This is a genomic window from Azospirillum sp. ST 5-10, assembly GCF_051225715.1.
Taxonomy (GTDB): domain Bacteria; phylum Pseudomonadota; class Alphaproteobacteria; order Azospirillales; family Azospirillaceae; genus Azospirillum.
Genome location: NZ_JBPJSP010000015.1, coordinates 112,155 through 135,640, shown reverse-complemented (window position 1 = coordinate 135,640; position 23,486 = coordinate 112,155). Strand labels below are relative to the sequence as shown.

The window sequence follows — 23,486 nt, the reverse complement described above, 5'->3', positions numbered from 1 at the left end:
ATGGTGAGCGGTGTTTATCCAATCAAGTCGACGCCCTGCCCGCTGTGCGGGTCCCATGACCACACCCCCATACTTTCGCCATGGAAGCTCAACATTGCTTGCGGAAAGCACGAAATCATCGATGATCTCTGGGTCGTCGTATGCTCATGCTGTGGATTTGTTTTTGAAAATCCGACCATAGATGTGGACAAAGCGCCCGAATATGTCGCAAGTGGCTATTATGCTAGCCGAAATACCTTGACGCATCAGAACAATTTCCAATCGGCGACGGCCGTTCAGAGGTGGCGTTACCTCCGTGACCTCCTGCCGTGGCAATCGATGGAGAGAATCGCCGACGTCGGTGCCCTCGGGCCGTGGGCTCAGCTCGTCAAGGATAACTTTCCGCATCTGGTCAGCGAGGTCGTGGAGCCGTCCCTCGATGCGGTGAAATTCATCGAGGAGCATTATCCCACCCTCCGCCCGACGGCCAGTTCGTTCGAGAAATTCCAGGCCGAGGCGGGCTCTTACGACCTCATCGGCTTCTTCTTTTCCCTTTACGCGATCACCAATCCGCTCGAAGGCCTTGAGAAGGCTCGAAACCTGCTGAAACCCGGCGGCTTCCTCGTTATCGACATCTCGCACCAACTGCTCGAGGTCGAGCTTTGGCAGGAAATGGGGGGGCGCCCCTATGTCGATATGGATTTTCTGATCCAGTCGATCCTCGTCAGCTATTTTTCAAGGAGGACCTTGAAGAAGGCCCTCGAATATTGTGGGTTTACGATCGAGCACGAATTCGTCATTCCATTTCCTTTCGATCACGATTCACGTTATCGCCAGGAATTGGTGGTCGTCGCGAGGGCGCAGGGCCAACGCCCGGACGGGGATCGGATGGATTTCTTCCGCAATGAGGGGGAAGCGGCCTGGGCCCGGCGTTTCCTGACCGAGTTCTGCCGCGACGCGTCGTCACGCTCGATCGCCGCCTGGGTGGCCGAGGCTGCCCCACGGGAGGTCGCGATCATCTGGGATGACGAACGGTATCTGGCCATTCTCAAGGACCTCTTCCAGGAACACGGTTTGCCGGTGGTGGCGGTCCGATCCCTGGAGGAGGCGGAGCGGACGGTCGCGCCCACAACACCCATTCTCAATGCCGCCAGGACGCTCATCGACCATCCTAAGGTCATCAACTGCACGCGGGGCGACGACGGCAGCGACAAGTATCCGCCGGTGACGATCGGCTGGGGCGGACGCGAGGTGATGACCCGGGCCTTTCTTCCGCTTCGCCATTACCCCATCGAAGTGTTTCCGTTTCCGCGCGCGGTGGAGAGGCCGGTTCCCTAAGCGCAGGAACACACGACCGTTGCCCCGCTGTCCGTCCCGGCGGTCGCCCGTCGCCGCCTTCGGCCGCGGCGGGGGGCGGGTGGCTCGGTCATGGTGCGCCGAGGTGCGCTGGCGTGCCGCCCCGCCGCCGACGGCAGGTGAACCAGCATCCCGCGGCCGAATTTGCACTTTATTAACCTGCTTCTCCCTATACATGGCAGGAAACGGTTGATCCATGTTGCTTTCGCATCTGGCCGCTGATTGACGGCGGCCCGAAAGGAACAAGGCCTTTTGGTCCTGGATTTCGGGAGTGCAGGCATGGTCGGAGACGTGGCTCCTGTGGATTTTTCGTTTGGGAGGAACTGGCAATTTTTCCTGAATTTCTTTTTTGATGAATCCCGCCTGGACATCGCGCAAAAGAAGCTCCTGACGTTCCTTGGCCGTAGCGACCTGAGGGGCATGCGGTTCATCGACATCGGCAGCGGCAGCGGCATCAATTCCTGGGCAGCGTGGCGGGCGGGAGCCGACGAGGTCGTCAGCTTCGACGTCGACCGCCGTTCCGCGCAGGCGACGCGCGCCATGCGCACCCGGGCCGGATCACCGGCGAACTGGTCGGTGCTGGAGGGATCCGTCCTCGACCGCGCCTTCATCGACAGCCTCGGCCGCTTCGACATGGTCTACTCCTGGGGCGTGCTGCACCACACCGGAGCGGTGTGGGAGGCGATGGACAACGCGGCGCGCCTGCTCCAGCCGGACGGGCAGTTCTTCGTCGCTCTGTACACCCCCGACATGAGCCTGGACCCCACGCCGGATGAATGGCTGGCCATCAAGCAGCGCTACAACGCCGGCGGGCCACTGCGCCGCCGGCGCATGGAGTTGGATTACATCTGGCGCTTCATCCTCCACCAGGACACCCGGAACATCCCCTCCCTGCTCCGGCGCTTCGCCAATTACAAGAACGAAAGCCGGGGCATGGCCCTTTACGTCGACATCATCGATTGGCTCGGCGGCTGGCCCATGGAGTTCGTCGAACTGCACGACATCATGGCCTGGGCGCAGGGCCGCGCCGGCCTGTCGCTGATGCGGATCGAGACCGGCGAGGGCAACAACGAGTATCTGTTCGGCCGGGGGCGGGCCGCGGAGGGTCCCGTCAACCTGAGCCACTCCCTGCGACCGCTGATGTCCCTCGCCGACCTGCCCGCCGACCAGCCCGTCTATATCTACGGCGCCGGCCAGTCCGGCCGCACGCTCCTGCATGCCCTGCGCCGTGAAAGGTCGGCGACGGTGGCCGGTTTCGCCGACTCCGTCCGACGCGGCGAGACGGACGGGCTGCCCATCCTCAACGGGGACGATCTCGACGCGCGCGTCGACCGCTCCACCCCGATCCTGCTGGCATCCTACCGGTACGGTGAGATCGCCATGGCGCTTGCCGCGCGCGGCTACCGGAATCTTTATGCGGCGTATCCCCTGATCGTCCGGCTGCTGCGCGCCGGGCAAGGGGCGCCGGCCGCCGGCTCCTCCTGACCCATGGACCCGAAGATGCGTGACCCCGCCGGCACCACGGAGGCAAGATATGCCGCTCCTTGAAGGAGACGCGCAGCGTCGCCTCTACGAGGACGTACTCGACGGACGGCGCAAGCTGGTCGGCTGGGGAGCGATCAGCTCCTTCGTCTATTATTGCCTGCAGGCCCCCGTCATGCCGGAATGGGTGATCGACACCGATCCGGAGAAGTGGGGCACCTCCCTGTGGGGCGTGCCGATCGTCGGCCCCGACCGCCTGCGCGCCGAAGATCCAAACCGCGTCGCCCTCATGGTGTTTCCCTACTATGACGCATTCGTCACCGGGCAGATCCTGGAGGCGGTCGCCGAGTACGGGGATTTTCCGACGATCCCGCCCTTCCGGATCGAGGAGGACGGGCCGATGGTGCTCGACCTGCTGCGCCGCCGGATGGAGGACACCGGCCGCCACGGCGGCGCGGCGGAGTGCCAGCGGATCGGCGCGCTGCTGCGGAACTGGGCGGTGGAGGAGTTGGGAGGTCTGGTGGAGGCGCTGCGCGACAGCGCCGCACGGGACCTGCCGCCCCCCGTGCCGCGGCGCGCCAGGCTGATCACCAGCCGCCTCCAGCCGGGCGGTGCGGAGCGCCAGATGACCTATCTCGCCGAGGGGCTGAAGCGGCAGGGCTGGGACGTGTCCCTGATCACCTTCGCCCCGCCCTCCGCCGGTGCCGAGCACTACGCCGCCGATTTGGAACGCGCGGGCATCCACAACCGGATCATGCCGTCGGCGCGCGAGGCCTACGCCACGCCGCAGCCGACCCTGCCCGCCGACATCGTCCGTATCGCCGAGGTCCTGAGGCGCTTGCCGCTTCCGGTCGCGCACCCGGTCGCCATGGCGTATCGCGAGCTGGCCGCCGATCGCCCGGAGCTGGTGGTCTGCTATCTCGACCTCTACAACGTGACGGGCGGGCTCGCCGCGGCGATGGCGGGCGCGCCGCACGTGCTGCTGTCCGGCCGCAACCTCAACCCCACCTATTTCCCGAGCCATTACGGCTACCTGATGCGGTGGCTGGCCGACTACTACCGCATCCTGACGCGCTTCGCCGAGGTGCGGCTGTCCGCCAACAGCGGGGCCGGCGGGCGCTCCTACGCCGAGTGGCTGGATCTTCCGGCCTCCGAGGTGACGGTGATCGCCAACGGCGTGCCGAGGGAAGCCGCCGCCCCCGTGCCGGCCGAGGCGACGGCCGGCATCCGCGCCGAGCTGGGAGGCGATGACGGCACCCCGCTGGTGGTCGGGGCGTTCCGGCTGTCGGACGAGAAGCAGCCCCTACTCTTCATCGAGGTCGCCGCCCGCCTGCGCCGTCTGTGCCCCGACGTTCGCGTGGCCCTGGTCGGCGACGGCCCGCTGATGGCGGACGTCAAGGCTGCAGTCGCGGCAGCCGGGCTGGAACGGACGCTGACCCTGCTGGGCGTCCGCCAGGACGTGCGCGCCGTCATCGCGGCCGGCGACCTGCTCCTGCACACCGCGCTGGCGGAGGGGCAGCCGAACGTGCTGCTCGAGGCCCAGCTCCTCGGCGTCCCCATCGTCTGCACCGATGCCGGCGGCACCCGGGAGTGCCTCGCCCCCGTGCTGCACGGCGGCATCCGTGCGGTCGACGACGCCGACGGGCTGGTGGGCGCCTGCGTAGCGACGCTGGAGGATCTCGCCCGGGCGCGCCGTGCGGCCGCCGCGGCGGGTTCCTGGGTGGCGGACCGGTTTTCGGTTGAGCGGATGGTGGCCAACAGCCTGTCCGCCGCTGGCGTCAAGACCAGCGCCACCTCTACCGCACGCCCTTTTGCGGAATCCCTGCCATGACGCCATCGTCCCCATCGCCGATCATGAATCGCGTCGACCTCTGGCGCCTGCACAAGGACGCGGACTACCTCATCGCGCGCGGCGGCGACCGGACGCCGCCGCCCGCTTACTGCAACGTGGTCCTGACCAACAAGTGCAACCTGCGCTGCGAGATCTGCGGCAGCCAGAAGTACCTGGACCACACCGACACCACGCGCAGCCACATGCCCTTGGAGATCTTCCTGGGTCTGGCGGAGACGGTGTTCCCCGTGGTCTCGGAGGTGGAGCTGAACAGCCAGGGCGATCCGCTGCTGCACCCCGACATCCGGACCGTGCTGGACAAGGTGGCGGAGCACCGCTGTGAGTTGCGGCTCCAGACGAACGGCACGGTGTTCACCGAGGCGCTGATCGAGCGGCTCTGCTCCCTGCACGGCACGGTGTACCTGTCCATCGACGCCGTCGGCCCGAAGTTCGACGAGGTGCGGCGCAACGGCGTGTGGACCCGGGCCGAGCCGATGATGCGGCGCCTGTTCGGCCTGCGAGACCCGGCCAGTCTCGCCGTCCACCTCTACCCGACCCTTACCCGGCGGACCGTCGGCGGCATGGTGGACATCGTGCGTTGGGCTGCCGAATGCGGCCTCGACAGCGTCGAATTCCACAACTACAACCCCATCAAGTACAGCTTCGAGGAAGTGCCGACGGACGAAGAGCTGGCGCGCAACACCGACGCCGTCCGCGACTGGCTGAACGCGAACGCGCCGGACATGCGTGTGTCGGTGAATTCCGAGTCTCTTCACACCGCGCCGTCGCGCCGCCGCCTCTACGCCTGCCCCATCAAGGGGCGCTTCATCAACACCGTCCCGCTGTTCCCGCTGGACGCCGACCATCCCTGGGCGGCGACGCGCAGCCTGTGCATGGCGCCCTTCCGCCAGCTCGACGTCGGCATTTCCGGCAACGTCAGCGTCTGCTGCCGCTCGCAGGACGTTCCCCTGGGCAGGATCACCTCGGTGGAGGCCTTCGCCGACCTGTGGTTCGGCGACAATTACGAGGTCATCCGCCAGTCCCTGACGCGCGGCGACCCCGGGCCGCTGCCTCTGCCGAACTGTGAATCCTGCATCCGCTACCACGCTCCCAAGGCCGGGCAGGGCGTCCGAACCGTCCGCTACCGCGACGGCGTTCCCGACCATCCGCGGGCGCTGCGGTTCGGCGGGGAACATGTTCCCCTGGCCGTGATCTTCCGCAACGGGCCGAATGGCCACTGCTTCCGCGGGCAGATCCCGTACGGCCTCAACCCTGACGAGTTCGAGCTGTGCGAGAACGGCACGCCCCTGCCGCTGCGCGACGCGCCGCTCGACGACATCCGGACCCTGGGCGGCGGGCGCTACGCGATCACCGACAACATCGTATATTTCTCCACCAGCGACGGAACCGTGCCCATCCGCAACGAGCGCCGGTATGAGCTGCGCCGCCGCGCCGCCTGCTGAGAGGGGCGGCGCGGGCATGGAAAGCTGCCGCCGCCGGCTCCTGTTCCGGGACGTCGGGCCGGGCAATCTCGTTCGTGACGACGGCCTGTGCTGGCGTGCCGACGGGCTTCTCCTGCCCTGGGGCGACGATGACGCCGATCCCGAAGCGTCCGACATCGAGCTGTGGGAGGACGACCGCCGGCTCGGCCCGGCGCACGCTGTGCACGAGGCCATACGGGCTGAGGGGGCGGGCCGCTTCTCGCACTGGAGCGGTACGCTCTTTTTCTCCACGTCCGACGGCAGCGCCCCGGATCGCAACGGCCGCCGCTACCGGATCGCCATCCCCAGCGTCCTGGACGAGGACGACCAAGCGCGCCTGGACCGGCTGGCCGGCCGCCTCCGCAACCAGCGGCCCTACGCTCCGGAGGAGCTGCATCGTCTGATGCTGCTGCCGACACCCGCCCAACGCGGGCAGGTCTTCGCCGCGCTGGGGCGGGCCTTCCGGATCGCCGGACAGCACGACCGGGCAGTGGATCAGCTTCTGCGGGCATGGAATCTGGGGCGGGGGGCGGAGCTCGGTTATCTCGCCGGACGATTGCAGGCGGCCGGGCGCTTCTCCGAGTTGTGGCCGATCCTCATCCGGGCGGCCATCCAGGCCGCCGCCGCCGGCGACGCCGAAAGGGCCGCCACGGTGCTGATGGCGCAGCACGCGGCGATCTATGCCGCCTATACGGCCGCGGTGCCGCGGGTCTCCTTCCAGGACGATGTGGTGGCCCGCACCGCGGGACGACTGCTCCGGCCCCCTGCGCCGACCCCCGCCGCGCCGCCCGTATGGCCGGACGGCGCCCGTCCCCTGCGCGTCGGCTATCTTCTGGCCGGCCATGCCGACGCCAACTATTCGAGCCTGCCCGACATCGTCGTCGACCTCGCCGTCCACCACGACCGCCGCGAGATCGATCCGTGCGTACTGGCGTTCGAGGGCGCAACGATCCGGCCGGACGACGCGCCCTGGCACGCCGGACGCGCGGCGCGGCTGGCGGAGACGGGGATTCCGCTCCATCCCGTCCGGCTTGCCGATGCCGCGCCGCCCCTTGCGGCGGCCCGCGCGGCGGCCGATCGGATCGCGGCGCTCGGGCTGGACGTCCTGGTGACCACCACCGTCACCGGCTGGCACTTCCTCGTTTGCGCCCTGCGCCCGGCGCCGTGGGTGGCCGGCCTGGGCCTCGGCGAGATCGACATGTTCACCAGTCCGCTCCTGGACCTGGCGCTCCATTTCACCCGGAAGCCGACGATGGACGGTCTCTGCCCGTCGGTGGAGGTTCCCCCCTTCATGCCGACGGTCCGCTTTCGGAAGCCGACGCAGCCATTGAGCGCGTCCGATCTGGGCGTGCCCGCGGACGGCGTCATCCTGTTCGCCTCGGGGCGCGCGATGAAGTTCCACAGCCCGCCGTTCTGGCGCATCGTCGCGACCGCCCTCGCCGCGCGGCCGCAACTGTGGTGCGTCGTCGCCGGCATCGACGACGTCGCCGTCGCCCCGTGGCTGCCGGCCATGGCGCCGGAGGTGCGGCGGCGCATCCGCTGCCTGGGGTGGCGCAACGATATCCTTGACATCTATCCCGCCGTCGCCATGGCGATCGACACCATGCCGAATGGCGGCGGCTATTCCGTGATCGAGGCCATGGCCGCCGGCGTCCCGGCGGTCGGATTCCGCGACGACTATCTGAGCCGCTTCCGGGAAGACTCATGGCGCCCCGCCTTCGAGCGACTCGACCTCGCCGACGCCGTGTTCGCGGAGGATGACGAGGCGGGCGCCGTCGCCCGCATCCTGGCGCTGGCCGACGACCCCTGCCTGCGCGTCGCGGAGGGGGCGCGGGCGCGGGTGCAGGCGGAGACCCTGCGCCGTCCGGAGCGGACGTCGTCCGCCGTGGCGGCCGCCCTGCGCCGGCTCACGGCACCGGCGTGAGCCCGCCCGGGGCGAGAACCACCTCGTTGAGTCGCGCCGAGCGCAGGTGGAGCGCCGCCGCGTCACCGACGTTCATGAGCAGGTCGATGACGGACATGTGGTCGGTGAAGGCGCCCCACTGCTGGGGATAGGGCGCGTAGTCGTAGGTCTTGAACTCCAGGCCGATGCCGGCCCGGCGGAACTTGTCGACCTCGATGTAGGCCTTCGCCGCGGGACCGGACAGATAGGTCGTAGCGCCGACCTTCGTCAGGATGTCGACCAGGCGGTCGGTCTTGCTGCCGACGGCGGCGAGTTCCGCGGTCCGGCGCAGCGGTGTGGCGACGCCGAGCTCGCCGGCCAGCCAGTGGATGATCCGCTGGTTCAACTCCGACAGGCGTTGCGGACGCAGCGCGAGGATCTCGTCCAGCCGATTGCGGTAGACCCGGAAATGGGGTGCCTTACCGTAGCACTCCGCGAGCTGGTTCAGGTGTTCGCGCCGCCAGTCGGCATCGTAGGAAATCTCGATCTCGTCGATCCGCTGCCCGGCGGAATGGCGGCGCACGGGAACGGTCAGCCAGCGCCAGCTGGCGGCGGTCTTGATCCGGTTACGGTTCCGCCAGTCCTGCTTGGTGTACTGTATGTCGTCATGGAACAGGAACAGGTCCGCAGTGCCGATCAGGTCGAAATAGCCCCGCCAGGGAAGATAGCCGGACTGGATGACGACGACCCGCATTCTGAGATTCCTCTTTGAGAATGGCGGATCCGATCAATCCACCTCGATGTAAGCAGAGGGATTGCTGTGCCACGGAAACTTCCTGACCTTCGGCTTCCGGCCGGTGTGCTCGAGGAAAAACTCGTCCACGGCCTTGCTCTCGCCGCCGAAGCTGTCGATGGCGTACTCGTCGGCAATGATAATGCCGCCGCGCACCATGCGAGGATAGAGCGTCTCGAGCGCCAACCGGGTGGGTTCGTAAAGATCGAGATCGAGGTTGAGCAGGGCGATGCGCAGCCCTTCGCCCTTTTCGGCCACGAAACGAGGCAAGGTCTCCGCCACGTCGCCCTTGATCAGCCGGATGCGCGGGATGTGGCCGAGATGGCGGTCGGCGTCCATGGCCGCCGCGGCCCGGAGAAGGTCGCGCTCCGCGCCGGCACCCGCGGCGTAGCCGCCGATCACTCGGCCCTGCACCGGATCCGCCGGGCCGTCGGCCGCCGCGAGGGCCGTGAAGCCGGCGAAGGTGTCGAACCCGTAGACAGTCTTGCGGATGTCGGTGGGGCAGAAGATCTCGCACAGCTTGGCCCACGTGAACGTCGAGGCACCGCGGTACACCCCGAGGTCGACGATCACCCCCGGCAGGTCGACGATCTTCTTGAAGATCTCATAGTGGGCGAGGAAACGCGCGAGATTGAAGCGTGGCGCGTAGACCGGGAAATTCCTGAAGAGTTCGAAGTTGGACAGCTCCGTGTCCTGGAAGATCTCCTCCAGACGCTGCCGTTGCAGGGCCTCGTTGGCATGCCGTTCGGCCGCGTCGCTCATGGGAAAGCCCCGCGGCGCCGGGCGACGAACAGCTTGCGGGTGATCTGGGCGGTCATGTGGTAGCGCGGATTCTCCAGGATGCATTCGTGGATCGCCCGGTCGACCTGGGGATAATGGCCGGAGAACGCGTCGTCGAAGCAGACCAGGGCGCCGTCGGAACAGAACGGCTCGACGGCCGCGACATCGCGGCAGACCGCTTCGGTGCCATGGTCTCCGTCGATGAAGGCCAGCCGGCAACGCAGGTCGGCCGGCGCCTTGGCGCGGAAGTCTTCCGAGGAACCGCGATGGGGCGTGACGATGTCCGCCACCCCAAACCGGTCGAGCGTCGCCCGGAACTGGTCGAACACTTCTCCCTGGTCATACACCGGCGAGACTGCCCGATGGAACGCCGCGGCCCAGACCGTCTGGTCCTGATAGGCGTTGACCGGGCGGCCGTCGACGGTGGTGCGGATGCTCCACGATCCGTCGTCATTGCGCTGCCAATGCGCGCGTTCCGGGAACAGGTCGATGGCGTGAACGCGGGCACCGATCACGCGCGCCGCCAGTGCGAGGGCGACCGTGGAGCGCCCGCACCAGGAGCCGATTTCGATCACATCGCCGGCGACTCCGGCGTTGCCCATGGCCAGAGCGTGAAGCGCCACAAGCTCATCGAAATCGCTGAAGCCGGGCACCTCGGCGACGAGCCGCTGGAGCACCGACGATACCGAAGCCGAAGCCGCCGCAGGAACGGACGGCGCCGGCGCGGCGGCCGGGGCGTCGCTCGGTTCCGGCGCTGCGGCGCGCCGGCCACCCGCCCCCAGACAGTCCGCCAGCGCTTCGACCACCATCTCGACGTGCTCGTCCGGCATGGCCGGATAGAACGGCAACGACAAGGTCTCCCGCCCGATCCGTTCGGCGTTGGGGAACGCACCTTCGGCAAAGCCGAAGGTCTCCCGGAAATGGCGGGTCAGATGCACGGGCCGGTAGTTGACGACGCAGCCGATGCCCTCGGTCCGCAGACGGCGCAATGTCTCGTCACGGCGGTCGCCGTCGATCCACACGGGAAAGAGATGCCAGGCATGGACCGTGTCGGGAGCCCGTTCCGGCAGGCGGACGCCGGGCAACCCGGCGAGGCGCCGTTCGTACAGGCGGGCCAGCCGGTCCCGCCGGGCGTAGTTCCGGTCGAGCCGGTCCATCTGCGGCAGCAGAAGAGCCGCCTCGATGTTGCTCATGTTGTACTTCCAGCCCATGGCGACCATGTCCCAGTCGCCGCTGCTGCTGGCGTGGCGGTCGGCGAGGCTGCGGTCGATCCCGTGCAGCCTGAGCCGCAGGAGCCGCTCATGGAGCGCATCGTCATCGGTGACAAGGGCGCCGCCCTCGCCACAGGTGAGATTCTTGGTGGCGTAGAAGCTGAAGCACGCGGCCGCGGACAGCTCGCCCGGCCGGACGCCGTCGCGGCGCCCTTCGATGCAATGGGCACTGTCTTCGATCAACGCCAGGCCGTGACGGTCGGCGATGGCGCGCAGGGCGCGCATGTCGCACATGGCGCCGTAGAGATGCACCGGGATGATGGCACGGGTGCGGGGGGTGACGGCGGCCGCCACGGCGGCGGCGTCCAAGTTGCCGGTCGCCGGTTCGACATCCGCGAACACCGGCGTCGCCCCCGCCTCCAGAATGGCGGCGGCGGTGGCGACAAAGGTCATGGGCGTGGTGATGACCTCATCGCCCGGCCCGACGCCCAGGGCCATCAGCGCCATGTGCATGGCGCCGGTGCAACTGGTCACCGCGATGGCATGGCGCCGTCCCAGCAGGGCGGCAAGCCGGCGCTCGACCTCGGCCACCTCGGAGCCTGTGGTGAGAATCGGCCCTTCAAGCACCCGCGCCACCGCTTCCAGCTCTGGACGACCGAGGTCGTGGTGGTAGAACGGGATTGATTGCAGCTTGGGCGGCGCGGCGTCTTGCGCCCTCGGACGGTTCATCTCAGATCTCGCTTCGGATCGTTCGGGTCGCAGGAAAGACTGCCGTTGCCTGGAGGTCAATGCATATCGATCCGACCGCTCTGGGTGCGAATCGGAACGGTGCGCAGCCAGATCTGCGGCTCCCAGAGCCGTCGATTCTCTCTGAACCACGCAACGGTGTCGTCAAGGCCAGCGTCCCAATCGACATCCGGTCGCCATCCCAGGACATCGTGGATCTTCGACCAGTCCCCGTGGTGAAGAGCCACCTGCCCGGGGCGGTCGCCGATGTAGCGGATGCGATCGGCGCTGACGCCCATGCGCCCGACGACGTCGTGCGCGATGGACAGCACGCTGCGGCATCGGCCGCTGGCTACGTTGAACACTTCGCCCACGACGAGGTCGGTGGGGGCGTGCAGAACCGTATCCAGTGCGCGGCAGGTATCGGCGACGTGGACGAAGTCCCGCTCGGCCGCGCCCTCGCCATGCACCGTCAGCGATTCGTCAAGCAGGCAACTGGTGATGAAGCGCGGGATCACCTTTTCCAGATGCTGGAACCGGCCGTAATTGTTGAAGGGGCGGACGATGACCGCGGGCACCCCGTACGTCGTCCAGTAGGAATAGACCAGCCGGTCGGCACCGCACTTGGCGCTGGCGTATGGGCTCGCTGGATTGAGCGGGTGGTCTTCCGCCATCGCCACGTTGCCGACCGCGGTCCCGTAGACCTCGGACGTGGAGACGTGCAGAAAGCGCTTGACCCGCGAGCCCGCCCGCAGGACGGCATTCGCGACGATCTGCGTGCCAATGACGTCTGTCATGAAGAAGGGAGTGGTGTCGTGGATCGAGCGGGTGACGTTGGTCTCCGCCGCGAAATGCACGACCCAGTCCGCTTCAGCCACCAGATCATTGACGAGGCCGGCATTGCAGACGTTGCCGAGATGGAACGTCAGGGAGGCATTCTCGTCCAGGGGGTCAAAGGGCGGCAGATTCGTCATCGACCCAGCGTACGTCAAAGCGTCGAGAACGACGATCCTGTATTCAGGATAACGGTCAAGCATCCATCGGACAAAATTCGAGCCGATGAAGCCCGCCCCCCCTGTTACCAGGACTCTGCATGACATGCGACGCTCCAAGAAAGCACTTTGAAATTTTAGAAATAGCCTATTCCCACTATATTGCAAAACCTTAAGATCGGGTAAATAGGTCGCGCCCGGGGACGTGGTGTGAGATGGTCCCATTTCCCGGACAGCTTGGCGGCTGGAATAAGCTTGGTTCACGTTCGTGTCATACTGGCGAGCAGAGATCGTGACTCACTGAAGGGGATTGAACGAAACCGCTGATACCGCTTTCAGAAACTCCTGACTCGCGGAGTGTGGAAGTATATTGAGGCGTTGGCTGTGGTGTGATTCTGAACCGCGCCGGGTTTGTCGGAAGCGATTTTGCTTGAGTCACGCCGCCATGGCGACGTCCTCGGCTTGCGCATAGTAGCGTGCCTCGGCTTCGGCGGGAGGAATGTTTCCGATGGGCTCGAGGAGGCGCCGGTGGTTGAACCCGTCGACCCATTCCAGGGTGGCGAACTCGACGGCTTCCAGGGTGCGTCACGGTCCGCGGCGCCGGATCACCTCGGTCTTGTGGAGGCCGTTGATCGTCTCGGCCAAGGCGTTGTAGCTGCGCTGGCCCTTCGGGCTCGTAGCTGTCGCCGACGCTGCCCACGGAGGGGTCGACGCCGGCGTCGGTGAGACGCTCGGTGTACTTGATGGCAACGTATTGGGCGGATTCAAGCGGTCGTCGCAACAACCTGACACAGGAGGTTGCGATGAAGAAGAATCGGCGATCGGATCGATCTGGGCGGGTTCCTCTGCGATCACCTGGGCGGCCCCCCTCGGCGCAACGTGAGGATGGTCGGCGGTTCTGGTCAGCGATAGCGACGGGACAATCGAGCGAGGATGCGGCATCCAGTTCCGCAGCGTTTCGGGATTGCAGCCGATCTTCGCCGCGATCGAACTGATCGCCGTCCACTGCGAGGCGTGCTCGCCTTCGTGCTCGCAGACCATCCGTACCGCACGCTCGCGGATTTCAGGGGCGAAGGGGGATGTCTGCGTCGTCATGATGACCCCATCCTCTCAGGAAACAGGGCCTCCGAAAAGCCCGGCGCGGTTCATACCGCCTCCTGTCCAGCGCCGATGTTACCCGGCTATGGGAGGCGTTGCACGGGGGCAAGGTCACTTCGATCATCGCACCCGCGATGGTGTCCAGACGACGCGGCGGGTCGTGGTCGTCCAGCCCCTCGTCCGGGCGCTCCGGCCGCAGATCCGCCTCGTCCTGCGACCCGAGAACCTCGGTCGCCCGGACAACCATTCCGGCGGAAACGCCGCTGGTGCCGGTCCATCGCCGCCGCGCCTTCCCCTGCGACGCTCCGTCACATGCGCCCGTCCGCATATCCCATTCCACTCATATGCGGCGCGGCGCATACTCGCCCCATGGACCACGTCAGCACCGTCTTCGCCGCCCTGTCCGACCCGCTCCGCCTGCGCGCTCTGGCGCTGCTGGTGCGCCAGGGGGAGCTGTGCGTGTGCGAGGTCACCCACGCGCTGGCGATCGCCCAGCCCAAGGCGTCGAAGCATCTGGCGACCCTGCGGGACGCCGGGCTGCTGCGGGTGCGGCGCGACGCCCGGTGGGTGCTCTACGCCGTGGCCGACGACCTCGCGCCGTGGGCGCGCCGCGCCGTCGCGGCGGCGGCCGACGGGCTGGAGGGGGACGCCGCGCACCGCGGCGACCTGGAGCGGCTGGCCGCCATGCCGGGGCGGCCGTCCCGCACCCGCGCGGCGTGACCGGCGCGGCCGGGGCCCGGCACCCGGTCCCGGGCCAATGGGGAGGCAAGGCGATGTTCGCGATCTTCACCCGGCTGGCGGACTGGACGGCCTACGGCCTGCTCGGCCTCGATCCCGGCGGCAAGCTCGGCGACGCCGTCCATTTCTTCGTCGAGGACACCACCAAGATCTTCGCGCTGCTGGTCGCCATCGTCTTCGTCATGGGGCTGTTCCGCTCCCTGCTGGCGCCGGAGCGGGTGCGGGAATACCTGGAGGGCCGCTCGCGCGGCCTCGGCTACCTGCTGGCGGTGACCTTGGGGGCGGTGACGCCGTTCTGCTCCTGCTCCTCGGTGCCGCTGTTCATCGGCTTCCTCGAAGGCGGCATCCCCGTCGGCGTCACCATGGCGTTCCTCATCACCTCGCCCATGGTCAACGAGGTCGCGGTGGTCATCCTCGCCTCCATCATGGGCTGGAAGCTGGCGGCGATCTACGTCGCCGTCGGCATGGGGGTCGGCGTGCTGGGCGGCGTGCTGATCGACCGGCTGGGCCTGGAACGCTACGTCGAGCCCTATGTCTGGACCATCCGCATGGGCCGGGCGGCGCACATCGCCGCCGACACCTCGCTGCGCGGCCGGGTGCGCGGCGCCTGGGGCGAGGTCCGCGACATCGTCGGGCGCATCTGGCCCTACGTGCTGGGCGGCATCGCCGTCGGCGCGGCCCTGCACGGCTACGTTCCCGAGGCGCTGTTCGCCCGCTACGCCGCCGCCGGCAACCCGTTCGCCGTGCCGGCCGCGGTGCTGATGGGGCTGCCCCTCTACGCCAACGCCACCGGCGTCATCCCCATCGCCGAGGCGCTGCTCGCCAAGTCCGTGCCGGTCGGCACGGTGATCGCCTTCATGATGAGCGTGGTCGCCATCTCGCCGCCCGAGTTCATCATCCTGCGCAAGGTGCTGCGGGTGCCCATGCTGGCCTTCTTCGGCGGCTTCCTCGCCGTCGCCTTCACCGCCGTCGGCCTGCTGCTCAACGCCCTCTTCGCCTGATCCCACCATTCCACGGGAGGACACCATGAAGTCCGTCAAGGTTCTCGGGTCCGGCTGCCGCAACTGCCTCGCCACCGCCCGCCTGATCGAGGAGCGCGCCGCCGCGCTGGGGGTGCCCGTCGCGGTCGAGAAGGTCACCGACCCCGCCGCCATCCTCGGCCACGGCGTCCTGCGCACCCCCGGCGTGGTGGTCGACGGCACCGTCGTCCACGCCGGCGGCGTCCCCGCCGCGGCGGCGGTGGACGGCTGGCTGCGGGCGTAGGGGTGCCGCTTGACCGGGGCGAGTGATTTTGATAATTGGAAAATCATCGAATCGTTATCCGCCGCGACGGAGGCACCATGGCACCCGCGAAGGTCTACAACGTGCTGTTCCTGTGCACCGGCAACTCGGCGCGCAGCATCATGGCGGAGTGCATCCTGCGCCGCTGGTCCAACGGGCGCTTCGCCGCCTTCAGCGCCGGCAGCCGCCCGCGCGGGCTGGTCGATCCGACGGCGCTCGACCTGCTGCAGCGCTTCAACCATTCCGTCGAGGGGCTGCGCAGCAAGGACTGGGCCGAGTTCGCCCGTCCCGACAGCCCCCAGCTCGACTTCGTCTTCACCGTCTGCGACCAGGCGGCGGGGGAGCCCTGCCCGGTGTGGCCGGGCCAGCCGATGACGGCCCACTGGGGCGTCGAGGACCCGGTCGCCGTCCAGGGGCCGGAGGAGACCCGCCTCAAGGCGTTCCGCCGCGCCTATTTCGAACTCGACAGCCGCATCAAGATCTTCGCCAGCCTGCGGCTGGAGGGGCTGGACCGCCTGTCGCTCAAGCGCCGCCTCGACGAGATCGGCCGCATCCACCACGCCGACAGCGACGTCGCCTGACCCGCACCCGGACCGTTCGTCCGTCAGACGGACGAATCCTTGCCTCCTCCCGGCGCGGTCGCTTAGACTGTTGCAAAACAGTGAAAGCTGCCGGCAGGGAGGAGCGCATGCCGGACGCCGCCGGGCCGCCCGCGTGCCGCCGCCGCACCGTTCTCGCCGGCCTTGCCGCCGGCGCCACCCTGGCCGCCGCGCCGGTCCACGGCGGCGACGCCCTGCGCTTCGGCCTGACGCCGGTGTTCCTCGACTCCGACACGGCCCTGCTGGCGGCGCTGGAGCGCTACCTCGGCGCCGCCATGGGGCGGCCGGTGGCGCTGGTGCAGCGCCGCACCTACCAGGAGATCACCACCCTCCTGCTGACCGGCAACCTCGACGCCGCCTGGATCTGCGGCTTCCCCTTCGTGCAGTACCGGCCGCGGTTGGCGCTGGTGGCGGTGCCGCTCTACCGCGGCCGGCCGCTCTACCAGTCCTATCTCATCGTCGGCGCCGGCGGCCCGGTCGCCGCCGTCGACGACCTGCGCGGCACGGTGCACGCCTTCTCCGACCCCGACAGCAACTCCGGCTTCCTCGTCACCCAGCACCTGCTGGCGACCCGCGGCGAGACGCCGGCCAGCTTCTTCCGCCGCAGCTTCTTCACCTACGGGCACCGCAACGTGGTGCGCGCCGTCTCCAGCGGGCTGGCCGAGGGCGGCAGCGTCGACGGCTACGTCTGGGACGTCATGGCCGAGGTGGAGCCGGCGCTGGTCGCCGGCACCCGGGTGCTGCGGCGCTCGCCCTGGCTGGGCTTCCCGCCGGTGGCCTGCCCGGCGGCCCGGCGCGACGGCGCCGACATCGCCGCCCTGCGCCGCGCCCTGGTGTCCATGGCCGACCATCCCGCCGGGCGCGACGTGCTGGCGCTGCTGCGCCTCGACGGCTTCACCGCGGCGGAGCCGTCGCTGTTCGAGCCGATCGCCGCGATGTACGACGCCGTGCGGGCCCACACATGACCCGCCTCCCCGCCCCCGCCGCCTGGCCGCTCACCGTCAAGACACCGCTGCTGGTGGCGCTGCTGATGGCGGCGGTGGGCAGCGTCCTGTCCTGGTCCGTGCTCACCCGGCTGGCGGCGGACCAGGAGGCGCACCTGCGCGACCTCGCCTCGGCCCAGCTCGACAGCCTCGCCGTCGCCCTGCAGCCCCACGTCGCCCGCCAGGACGTGTGGGAGACCTTCGACATCCTCGACCGGCTGCGCCGCCGCGACACGCGGGTGCCGACGCGCGTCTTCGTCGTCACCCTGCCCGACGCCACCGTGCTCGCCGCCACCGACCCGCCGCAGTACCCCGTGGGCAAGGCACTGCCGGCACCGCTGCGGGTCCACCTCGGCGACGCCGGCGGCCTCGTCCTCGATCCCGCCCGGCAGACCGCCTGGGCGCACCGCCGCCTCGGCACGGCGGCGGCGCCGGCCGGCCATGTGCTGGCGGAGATGGACATCGCCCCGCTGATGGCGGCGCGGCGCGAGGTGCTGACCAAGCTCGTCCTGTTCAACGCCCTGCTCACCCTGTCCTTCGCGGCGGTGGGCTACGCCCTGGTGGCGCGGCTGATGCGGCCGCTGGCGATCCTGGAGGAGCACGTGGAGCGCGTCCGCACCGGCACGCCCGCCCCCATCCCGGAGCGCTTCATCGCCCGCCAGGAGACCGGCTTCGGCCGCCTGTTCCGCCGCTTCAACGCCATGGCCGAGGCGCTGGCCGAGCGCGAGGCGCTGGCCGGGCGGCTCGCCGACGAGGAGAAGCTGGCGCTGCTCGGCCGGCTGGCCTCGGGCATGGCGCACGAGGTCAACAACCCGCTGGGCGGCATGCTGACCGCGGTCGACACCCTGAAGCGCCACGGCGCCGACGAGGCCGTGCGGCTGCGCTCGGCGGCCCTGCTGGAGCGCGGCTTGCGCGGCATCGCCAGCGTCGTCCGCGCCGCCCTGGTGGTCTACAAGGAGCCGCCCGGCGGCGCCCCGCTGGCGCCCGAGGACCTCGACGACCTGCGCTTCCTGGTCGCCCACGAGGCGCAGCGGCGGCGCCTCGCGCTGGTGTGGCGCAACGGGCTGGCGGGGCCGACCGCGGTGGACGGGGCGGCGGTGCGCCAGATGGCCCTCAACCTGCTGCTCAACGCCTGCCGCGCCTCGCCGCCCGGCGGGCGGGTGGTGCTGGAGGCGGAGCGCGGCGCGGGCGCGCTGCGGCTGGCGGTGAGCGACCAGGGCCCCGGCCTGCCGCCGGCCATGGCGGCGCTGCTGGCCAGCCGCGGCGCCGCCCCGCTGCCGCGCGGCGGCCGCGGCCTCGGCCTGTGGACGGTGGCGCGCCTGCTCGAGCGCACGCGGGGCGGCGTCGCCGTCGCCGCCGGTCCCGCCGGCACCACGATCACCCTGACCCTGCCCTGCCCCGCCCTTCGCCACGACGACGGGAGACTGAGCCATGCCGCGGAGTGACGCCGACGCGCCCCCGACCATCGCCGTCATCGAGGACGACGCCATCATGGGCGAATCCCTGACCGAGCGGCTGCGCCTGGAAGGCTACCGGCCGCTGTGGTGGACCACCGCCGGCGAGGCGCTGGCCGCCCTCGACCGTGAACGCCCCGACCTGGTGGTCTGCGACATCCGCCTGCCCGACATGGACGGCGAGGCGCTGTTCCCCGCGCTGGCGCCGCGGCTCGGCGGCACGCCGGTGGTGTTCATGACCGGCTTCGGCGACATCGCCCAGGCGGTGCGCCTGGTCCGCGCCGGCGCCGGCGACTACCTGACCAAGCCGTTCGCCGTCGACGACTTCCTGGCCCGGGTCGGCGACCTGCTGCGGCACGGCGCCGCCGCCCGGCCGACCGGGGCGCTCGGCCGCTCGCCGGCGATGACGGCGGTGGAGCGCCTGCTGCGCCGCGTCGCCGACGTCGACAGCACGGTCCTCATCACCGGCGAGAGCGGGGCGGGCAAGGAGGTGGCGGCGCGCTTCCTGCACCAGGAATCGGCGCGCGCCGCCGCTCCCTTCATGGCGGTCAACTGCGCGGCGATCCCGCCCGAGCTGATCGACAGCGAGCTGTTCGGCCACGCCCGCGGCGCCTTCACCGGGGCGCACGCGCTGCACCGCGGCTACGCCGAGCGGGCGGCGGGCGGCACCCTGTTCCTCGACGAGATCGGCGACCTGCCGCTCGCCGTGCAGGCCAAGCTGCTGCGCCTCGTCCAGGAGCGGGTGTTCTTCCGGGTCGGCGGCGAGGCGCCGCTGCCCTTCGCGGCGCGGCTGGTCTGCGCCACCAACCGGGACCTCGAGCGGGCGGTGCGCGACGGCGCCTTCCGCCACGACCTCTACTACCGCATCAACGTCATCCCGGTGACGGTGCCGCCGCTGCGCGCCCGCCGCGACGACGTGCCCGACCTGCTGCACGCCTACCTGCGCCACTTCGCCGAGCGCTTCGGCCGGCCGGCGCACCACCTCACCCCGGCGGCCGAGGCGGCGGCGCGCGACCACGACTGGCCCGGCAACGTGCGCGAGCTGCGCAACCGCGTGGAGCGGGCGGTGGCGCTGGCCGCCGGCCCGGCCATCCCGGCCGACGCCCTGTTCCCCGAACGGGCGGCCGCCGAGCCGGCCGGCGACGGCCGGTGGCCGCCGCTGGCCGCCGTGCGCGACCGCGCCGAACGCGGCCACATCGAGGCGACGCTCGACCGCGCCGGCGGGCAGCTCGCCCGCGCCGCCGACCTGCTCGGGGTGGGCCGCACGACCTTGTGGGAGAAGATGCGCCGCCTCGGCATCGCCGACGGCCAGGGCGGCTGACGACGTCCGGAAATCCGGACGTCACACCGGCGCCCCATCCGGATTTCCGGACGCGGACGGCGCCGCAGGCCGCGGCTCCCGCGGCCCGGCGGGCAGCACGGCGGGCGGCACGGCGGTTGCTTCCTTTGGCACACCAACAATCGGTCCAAGGGAGGAACCGTTCATGCCGGAGTGTCCGAAACTCGCAGCGCTGGGCCGCCGCCAGTTCCTGCGCAGCGGTGCCGCCGCCACCGCCGGGGCCGCGGCGGCGGCCGTCGCCCCGTCCCCCGCCCGGGCCGCCCTGCCGGGGGCCCGCGTCGACTACCCGCCGGGCCGCCTCGCCAACCTCAAGGACCTGACGGTCGACGAGCCGCTGCCCATCGCCTGGCCCGACGCCGACTCCCCCGGCGTGCTCGTCAAGCTGGGCCGGCGGGTGCCGGGCGGCGCCGGGCCGGACGGCGACGTCGTCGCCTACTCCACGCTGTGCCCGCACAAGGGCTATCCGCTCGCCTTCGACGCCGCCGACCGCACGCTCAACTGCCCCGGCCATTTCTCGCGCTTCGACTGCGAGGCGGCGGGCCAGCAGGTGTGGGGGCACGCCACCCAGAACCTGCCGATGTTCCGCCTGACCGTCGACGCCGACGGCGACATCACCGCCGTCGGCGCCGACGAGCTGATCTACGGCCGCACCCGCAACGTGCTGCAGGGCTGAAGGGGAGGACGGACCCATGACCTACAAGCGTGGCATCGACCAGCTTCCCATCCCGCCCAAGGACGCCGCGGTGCACAACGTCACCTGCGACTTCTGCATCGTCGGCTGCGGCTACAAGGCCTATTCCTGGCCCATCGACCGCCAGGGCGGCACGCGGCCGGAGCAGAACGCCTTCGGCGAGGACCTCGCGCGCCAGCAGGGTGCCGAGAGCGCCGCCTGGTACGCGCCCTCCATGTACAACGTGGTGGAGCAGAACGGAAAGCTGGTCCACCTCGTGATCAAGCCGGACAAGGACTGCGAGGTGAACGCCGGCCTCACCTCGGTGCGCGGCGGCCGCATGGGCGAGACGCGGGTGTCGGAGCAGACCGGGACCATGGCGGCCCGCCTGTCCAGCCCGATGGTCTGGCGCTACTCCCAGATGATGCCGACGAGCTGGGAGGACTCCCTGGCGCTGGTCGCCGACGTCACCCGCCGCGTCGTCGAGGAGATGGGCGAGGACGGGGTGATCGTCTCCGCCTTCGACCATGGCGGTGCCGCCGGCGGCTACGAGAACACCTGGGGCACCGGCAAGCTCTATTTCGACGCCCTCACGGTCAAGAACATCCGCATCCACAACCGCCCGGCCTACAACAGCGAGGTGCACGCCAGCCGCGACATGGGGGTGGGCGAGCTCAACAACTGCTACGAGGACGCCGAGCTGGCCGACACCATCCTCGTCGTCGGCGCCAACCCGCTGGAGAACCAGACCAACTATTTCCTCGCCCACTGGGTGCCCAACCTGCGCGGGGAGTCGCTGGCGAAGAAGCGGGCGCTGCTGGCGGGCGAGGCGCACGCCGCCGGGCGCATCGTCGTCGTCGACCCGCGGCGCACCGTCACGGTCAACGCCTGCGAGACGGTGGCCGGGGCGGAGAACGTGCTGCACCTCGCCATCGAGCCCGGCACCGACCTGGTGCTGCTCAACGCCCTGCTCACCGAGGTGGTCGCCCGGGGCTGGCAGGCCAAGGACTTCATCGCCGCCCACACCAGCGGCTTCGAGGCGGCGGTGGCGGCCAACCGAACCTCGCTGGACGAGGCGGCCGCCGTCACCGGGCTGCCGGCCGAGGCCATCGCCAAGGCGGCGCGCTGGATCGCCGAGCCCAAGGAGGGCGGCAAACCGCGGCGCACCATGATGGCCTACGAGAAGGGGCTGATCTGGGGCAACGACAACTACCGCACCAACGCGGCCCTGGTGAACCTGGCGCTGGCCACCCACAACGTCGGCCGCGAGGGCACGGGGTGCGTGCGCCTGGGCGGCCACCAGGAGGGCTACGTCCGCCCCTCCGACGCCCATGTCGGGCGCCCCGCGGCCTACGTCGACCAGATGCTGATCGCCGGCCAGGGCGGCGTCCACCACGTGTGGGCGGTCGACCACTTCAAGTCGACCCTCAACGCCGAGGAGTTCCGCCGCGCCTACCGCCGCCGCACCAACCTGGTGAAGGAGGCGATGGACAGCGTGCCCTACGGCGACCGCGAGGCCCAGCTCGAACAGATCGTCGCGGCGATCAAGCGCGGCGGCCTGTTCAGCGTCGTCGTCGACATCCTGCCGACGCAGACCGGCGAGGCGGCGCACGTCTGGCTGCCGGCGGCGACGGCGGGCGAGATGAACCTCACCTCCATGAACGGCGAGCGCCGCCTGCGCCTGACCGAGCGCTACATGGACCCGCCGGGCACCGCCCTGCCCGACTGCCTGATCGCCGCGCGCCTCGGCACCGCGCTGGAGGAGTCGTTCCGGCGGGCGGGCAACGAGGGCTACGCCGCCCGCTTCAAGGGCAAGTTCGAGTGGGCGACGGAGGAGGACGCCTTCATGGACGGCTACCACGCCCACGCCGAGGGCGGGGAGCACGTCACCTACGAGCGGCTGCGGGCCATGGGCACCAACGGCGTGCACGAGCCGGTGGTGGCGGTCCGGGACGGCAAGCTCGTCGGCACCAAACGCCTCTACACCGACGGCCGCTTCAAGACCGACGACGGCCGCGCCCGCTTCCTGGAGACCGCCTGGCGCGGTCTGCAGGTGGCCGGCCGGCAGCAGCAGAAGGAGAAGTATCCCTTCCTCATCAACAACGGCCGCAACAACCTGGTCTGGCAGAACGCCTTCTACGACGTGCACACGCCGTTCGTGCGCGAACGCATGCCGGTCGCCCCCATCGAGATGAACCCCGACGACATGGCGCGGCTGGGGCTGGCGGCGGGCGACCTCGTGGAGGTCTACAACGACGTCGGCTCGACCCAGGCGATGGTCTATCCCACGCCGACCGCCAGGCCTGGTCACGCGTTCATGCTGTTCATCGCGCCGACCGGCCAGGTGGGGAACGTCATCAGCAAGGGGACCAACGAGCTGATGATCCCCAACTACAAGAACGTGTGGGCCGACATCCGCCGCATCGGCCGCGCCCCCGGCGCCGACGCCATGAGCTTCAAGAGCATCGCGTATCCCCGGGGCGTGTAGCGCCGCGGGAGCTTTCCGCGTGTCCCGACAAGGGCGCTTCGGCGCCCTTGTCGGCTTCCCCTGCCGGATGCAATTGCGTGTAGCCCAAGCATACCATATATTGAAGATCACAAAACGCCAACCGAACAAGTTCAAAGCGTTCCCGAATTTGGTTGTGGGCCCTAGTCCCCCCAACCATTTCTCCCGGTTTCGCTTTGGAATCGATGGTTTGGAATGCGTTCCCCCGTGCTTCGTGCGGGAGGCGCGCAGCTGTAGCCCGGATCTGCATCCCAGTTTCAGAGACGGCCTTTGTTCTTGGTGCGTTCGACCTTAGCGTTGTCCGC

The 23,486-nt window shown here is 69.6% G+C and carries 18 protein-coding genes and 2 pseudogenes; 14 read left to right on the top strand and 6 right to left on the bottom strand.

Translation table 11 applies throughout. From position 1 onward, the window contains the following. The 5 genes from ACSBPG_RS17885 (at window position 1) to ACSBPG_RS17865 (ending at window position 8,053) form a co-directional block, all read left to right on the top strand. Window positions 1-1,317: a class I SAM-dependent methyltransferase gene (locus ACSBPG_RS17885; RefSeq protein ID WP_435538554.1), complete on the top strand. Its 1,317-nt coding sequence runs from the start codon at window positions 1-3 to the stop codon at window positions 1,315-1,317. 297 nt (window positions 1,318-1,614) lie between these two features. Beyond that, window positions 1,615-2,820 (top strand): methyltransferase domain-containing protein, encoded by a 1,206-nt coding sequence (locus tag ACSBPG_RS17880; protein ID WP_435538553.1) that lies wholly within the window; start codon window positions 1,615-1,617, stop codon window positions 2,818-2,820. A 49-nt stretch (window positions 2,821-2,869) separates the two neighbouring features. Beyond that, window positions 2,870-4,648 (top strand): glycosyltransferase, encoded by a 1,779-nt coding sequence (locus ACSBPG_RS17875; RefSeq protein WP_435538552.1) that lies wholly within the window; start codon window positions 2,870-2,872, stop codon window positions 4,646-4,648. After that, window positions 4,645-6,111: a radical SAM protein gene (locus tag ACSBPG_RS17870; RefSeq protein ID WP_435538551.1), complete on the top strand. Its 1,467-nt coding sequence runs from the start codon at window positions 4,645-4,647 to the stop codon at window positions 6,109-6,111. The genes ACSBPG_RS17875 and ACSBPG_RS17870 overlap by 4 nt, the downstream gene beginning before the upstream one ends. Window positions 6,112-6,127: 16 nt before the next feature. Next, window positions 6,128-8,053 (top strand): hypothetical protein, encoded by a 1,926-nt coding sequence (locus ACSBPG_RS17865; RefSeq protein ID WP_435538550.1) that lies wholly within the window; start codon window positions 6,128-6,130, stop codon window positions 8,051-8,053. Here the strand turns inward: ACSBPG_RS17865 and ACSBPG_RS17860 are convergent. The 6 genes and pseudogenes from ACSBPG_RS17860 to ACSBPG_RS17835 all read right to left on the bottom strand — a co-directional run. Further along, complete coding sequence (locus tag ACSBPG_RS17860) at window positions 8,037-8,765, bottom strand: WbqC family protein (protein WP_435538549.1); 729 nt, start codon at window positions 8,763-8,765, stop codon at window positions 8,037-8,039. The two genes, ACSBPG_RS17865 and ACSBPG_RS17860, sit on opposite strands and share 17 nt — an antisense overlap. A gap of 33 nt (window positions 8,766-8,798) precedes the next feature. Further along, the gene (locus tag ACSBPG_RS17855; protein ID WP_435538548.1) at window positions 8,799-9,566 is read right to left on the bottom strand and encodes a TylF/MycF/NovP-related O-methyltransferase; all 768 of its coding nucleotides are present in this window, start codon (window positions 9,564-9,566) and stop codon (window positions 8,799-8,801) included. After that, on the bottom strand, window positions 9,563-11,524 hold the full coding sequence (locus ACSBPG_RS17850; RefSeq protein WP_435538547.1) for an aminotransferase class I/II-fold pyridoxal phosphate-dependent enzyme: 1,962 nt from the start codon (window positions 11,522-11,524) through the stop codon (window positions 9,563-9,565). The genes ACSBPG_RS17855 and ACSBPG_RS17850 overlap by 4 nt, the downstream gene beginning before the upstream one ends. A 56-nt stretch (window positions 11,525-11,580) precedes the next feature. Beyond that, window positions 11,581-12,621 carry a dTDP-glucose 4,6-dehydratase gene (locus tag ACSBPG_RS17845; protein ID WP_435538546.1) on the bottom strand — a complete coding sequence of 347 codons (1,041 nt, stop codon included), beginning with the start codon at window positions 12,619-12,621 and terminating at the stop codon, window positions 11,581-11,583. Between the two features lie 327 nt (window positions 12,622-12,948). Then, window positions 12,949-13,273, bottom strand: a pseudogene (locus ACSBPG_RS17840) (integrase core domain-containing protein); the annotation flags it as partial. A 179-nt stretch (window positions 13,274-13,452) separates the two neighbouring features. Continuing rightward, a pseudogene (locus ACSBPG_RS17835) lies at window positions 13,453-13,608 on the bottom strand (IS3 family transposase); the annotation flags it as partial. A 372-nt stretch (window positions 13,609-13,980) separates the two neighbouring features. Between ACSBPG_RS17835 and ACSBPG_RS17830 the strand changes: the two are divergent. From ACSBPG_RS17830 to ACSBPG_RS17790, 9 genes are all read left to right on the top strand, one after another. After that, window positions 13,981-14,331, top strand: coding sequence for an ArsR/SmtB family transcription factor (locus ACSBPG_RS17830; RefSeq protein WP_435538545.1), 351 nt, complete (start codon window positions 13,981-13,983; stop codon window positions 14,329-14,331). 53 nt (window positions 14,332-14,384) lie between these two features. After that, complete coding sequence (locus tag ACSBPG_RS17825) at window positions 14,385-15,350, top strand: permease (RefSeq protein ID WP_435538544.1); 966 nt, start codon at window positions 14,385-14,387, stop codon at window positions 15,348-15,350. A 25-nt stretch (window positions 15,351-15,375) separates the two neighbouring features. After that, window positions 15,376-15,612, top strand: coding sequence for a thioredoxin family protein (locus ACSBPG_RS17820; protein WP_435538543.1), 237 nt, complete (start codon window positions 15,376-15,378; stop codon window positions 15,610-15,612). A gap of 77 nt (window positions 15,613-15,689) precedes the next feature. Then, on the top strand, window positions 15,690-16,211 hold the full coding sequence (locus ACSBPG_RS17815) for an arsenate reductase ArsC (RefSeq protein ID WP_435538542.1): 522 nt from the start codon (window positions 15,690-15,692) through the stop codon (window positions 16,209-16,211). A 107-nt stretch (window positions 16,212-16,318) separates the two neighbouring features. Further along, complete coding sequence (locus tag ACSBPG_RS17810; RefSeq protein WP_435538541.1) at window positions 16,319-17,194, top strand: substrate-binding domain-containing protein; 876 nt, start codon at window positions 16,319-16,321, stop codon at window positions 17,192-17,194. Beyond that, a complete protein-coding gene (locus ACSBPG_RS17805; protein ID WP_435538540.1) occupies window positions 17,191-18,657 on the top strand; it encodes a sensor histidine kinase in 1,467 nt (488 codons plus the stop codon). Before ACSBPG_RS17810 ends, ACSBPG_RS17805 begins: the two co-directional genes overlap by 4 nt. Then, entirely contained in the window at window positions 18,644-19,987 is a 1,344-nt protein-coding gene (locus tag ACSBPG_RS17800) for a sigma-54-dependent transcriptional regulator (RefSeq protein ID WP_435538539.1), read from the top strand. Before ACSBPG_RS17805 ends, ACSBPG_RS17800 begins: the two co-directional genes overlap by 14 nt. Window positions 19,988-20,150: 163 nt before the next feature. After that, window positions 20,151-20,678 carry an arsenate reductase (azurin) small subunit gene (locus ACSBPG_RS17795; protein WP_435538538.1) on the top strand — a complete coding sequence of 176 codons (528 nt, stop codon included), beginning with the start codon at window positions 20,151-20,153 and terminating at the stop codon, window positions 20,676-20,678. A gap of 16 nt (window positions 20,679-20,694) precedes the next feature. Next, window positions 20,695-23,163: an arsenate reductase (azurin) large subunit gene (locus ACSBPG_RS17790; RefSeq protein ID WP_435538537.1), complete on the top strand. Its 2,469-nt coding sequence runs from the start codon at window positions 20,695-20,697 to the stop codon at window positions 23,161-23,163. The last annotated feature ends 323 nt before the right edge of the window (window positions 23,164-23,486 follow it).

Bases quoted from the DNA above. Each gene is read 5' to 3' on its own strand.
- ACSBPG_RS17885 (WP_435538554.1), top strand. From the start codon at position 1: ATGGTGAGCGGTGTTTATCCAATCAAGTCGACGCCCTGCCCGCTGTGC.
- ACSBPG_RS17880 (WP_435538553.1), top strand. From the start codon at position 1,615: ATGGTCGGAGACGTGGCTCCTGTGGATTTTTCGTTTGGGAGGAACTGG.
- ACSBPG_RS17875 (WP_435538552.1), top strand. From the start codon at position 2,870: ATGCCGCTCCTTGAAGGAGACGCGCAGCGTCGCCTCTACGAGGACGTA.
- ACSBPG_RS17870 (WP_435538551.1), top strand. From the start codon at position 4,645: ATGACGCCATCGTCCCCATCGCCGATCATGAATCGCGTCGACCTCTGG.
- ACSBPG_RS17865 (WP_435538550.1), top strand. From the start codon at position 6,128: ATGGAAAGCTGCCGCCGCCGGCTCCTGTTCCGGGACGTCGGGCCGGGC.
- ACSBPG_RS17860 (WP_435538549.1), bottom strand. From the start codon at position 8,765: ATGCGGGTCGTCGTCATCCAGTCCGGCTATCTTCCCTGGCGGGGCTAT.
- ACSBPG_RS17855 (WP_435538548.1), bottom strand. From the start codon at position 9,566: ATGAGCGACGCGGCCGAACGGCATGCCAACGAGGCCCTGCAACGGCAG.
- ACSBPG_RS17850 (WP_435538547.1), bottom strand. From the start codon at position 11,524: ATGAACCGTCCGAGGGCGCAAGACGCCGCGCCGCCCAAGCTGCAATCA.
- ACSBPG_RS17845 (WP_435538546.1), bottom strand. From the start codon at position 12,621: ATGTCATGCAGAGTCCTGGTAACAGGGGGGGCGGGCTTCATCGGCTCG.
- ACSBPG_RS17830 (WP_435538545.1), top strand. From the start codon at position 13,981: ATGGACCACGTCAGCACCGTCTTCGCCGCCCTGTCCGACCCGCTCCGC.
- ACSBPG_RS17825 (WP_435538544.1), top strand. From the start codon at position 14,385: ATGTTCGCGATCTTCACCCGGCTGGCGGACTGGACGGCCTACGGCCTG.
- ACSBPG_RS17820 (WP_435538543.1), top strand. From the start codon at position 15,376: ATGAAGTCCGTCAAGGTTCTCGGGTCCGGCTGCCGCAACTGCCTCGCC.
- ACSBPG_RS17815 (WP_435538542.1), top strand. From the start codon at position 15,690: ATGGCACCCGCGAAGGTCTACAACGTGCTGTTCCTGTGCACCGGCAAC.
- ACSBPG_RS17810 (WP_435538541.1), top strand. From the start codon at position 16,319: ATGCCGGACGCCGCCGGGCCGCCCGCGTGCCGCCGCCGCACCGTTCTC.
- ACSBPG_RS17805 (WP_435538540.1), top strand. From the start codon at position 17,191: ATGACCCGCCTCCCCGCCCCCGCCGCCTGGCCGCTCACCGTCAAGACA.
- ACSBPG_RS17800 (WP_435538539.1), top strand. From the start codon at position 18,644: ATGCCGCGGAGTGACGCCGACGCGCCCCCGACCATCGCCGTCATCGAG.
- ACSBPG_RS17795 (WP_435538538.1), top strand. From the start codon at position 20,151: ATGCCGGAGTGTCCGAAACTCGCAGCGCTGGGCCGCCGCCAGTTCCTG.
- ACSBPG_RS17790 (WP_435538537.1), top strand. From the start codon at position 20,695: ATGACCTACAAGCGTGGCATCGACCAGCTTCCCATCCCGCCCAAGGAC.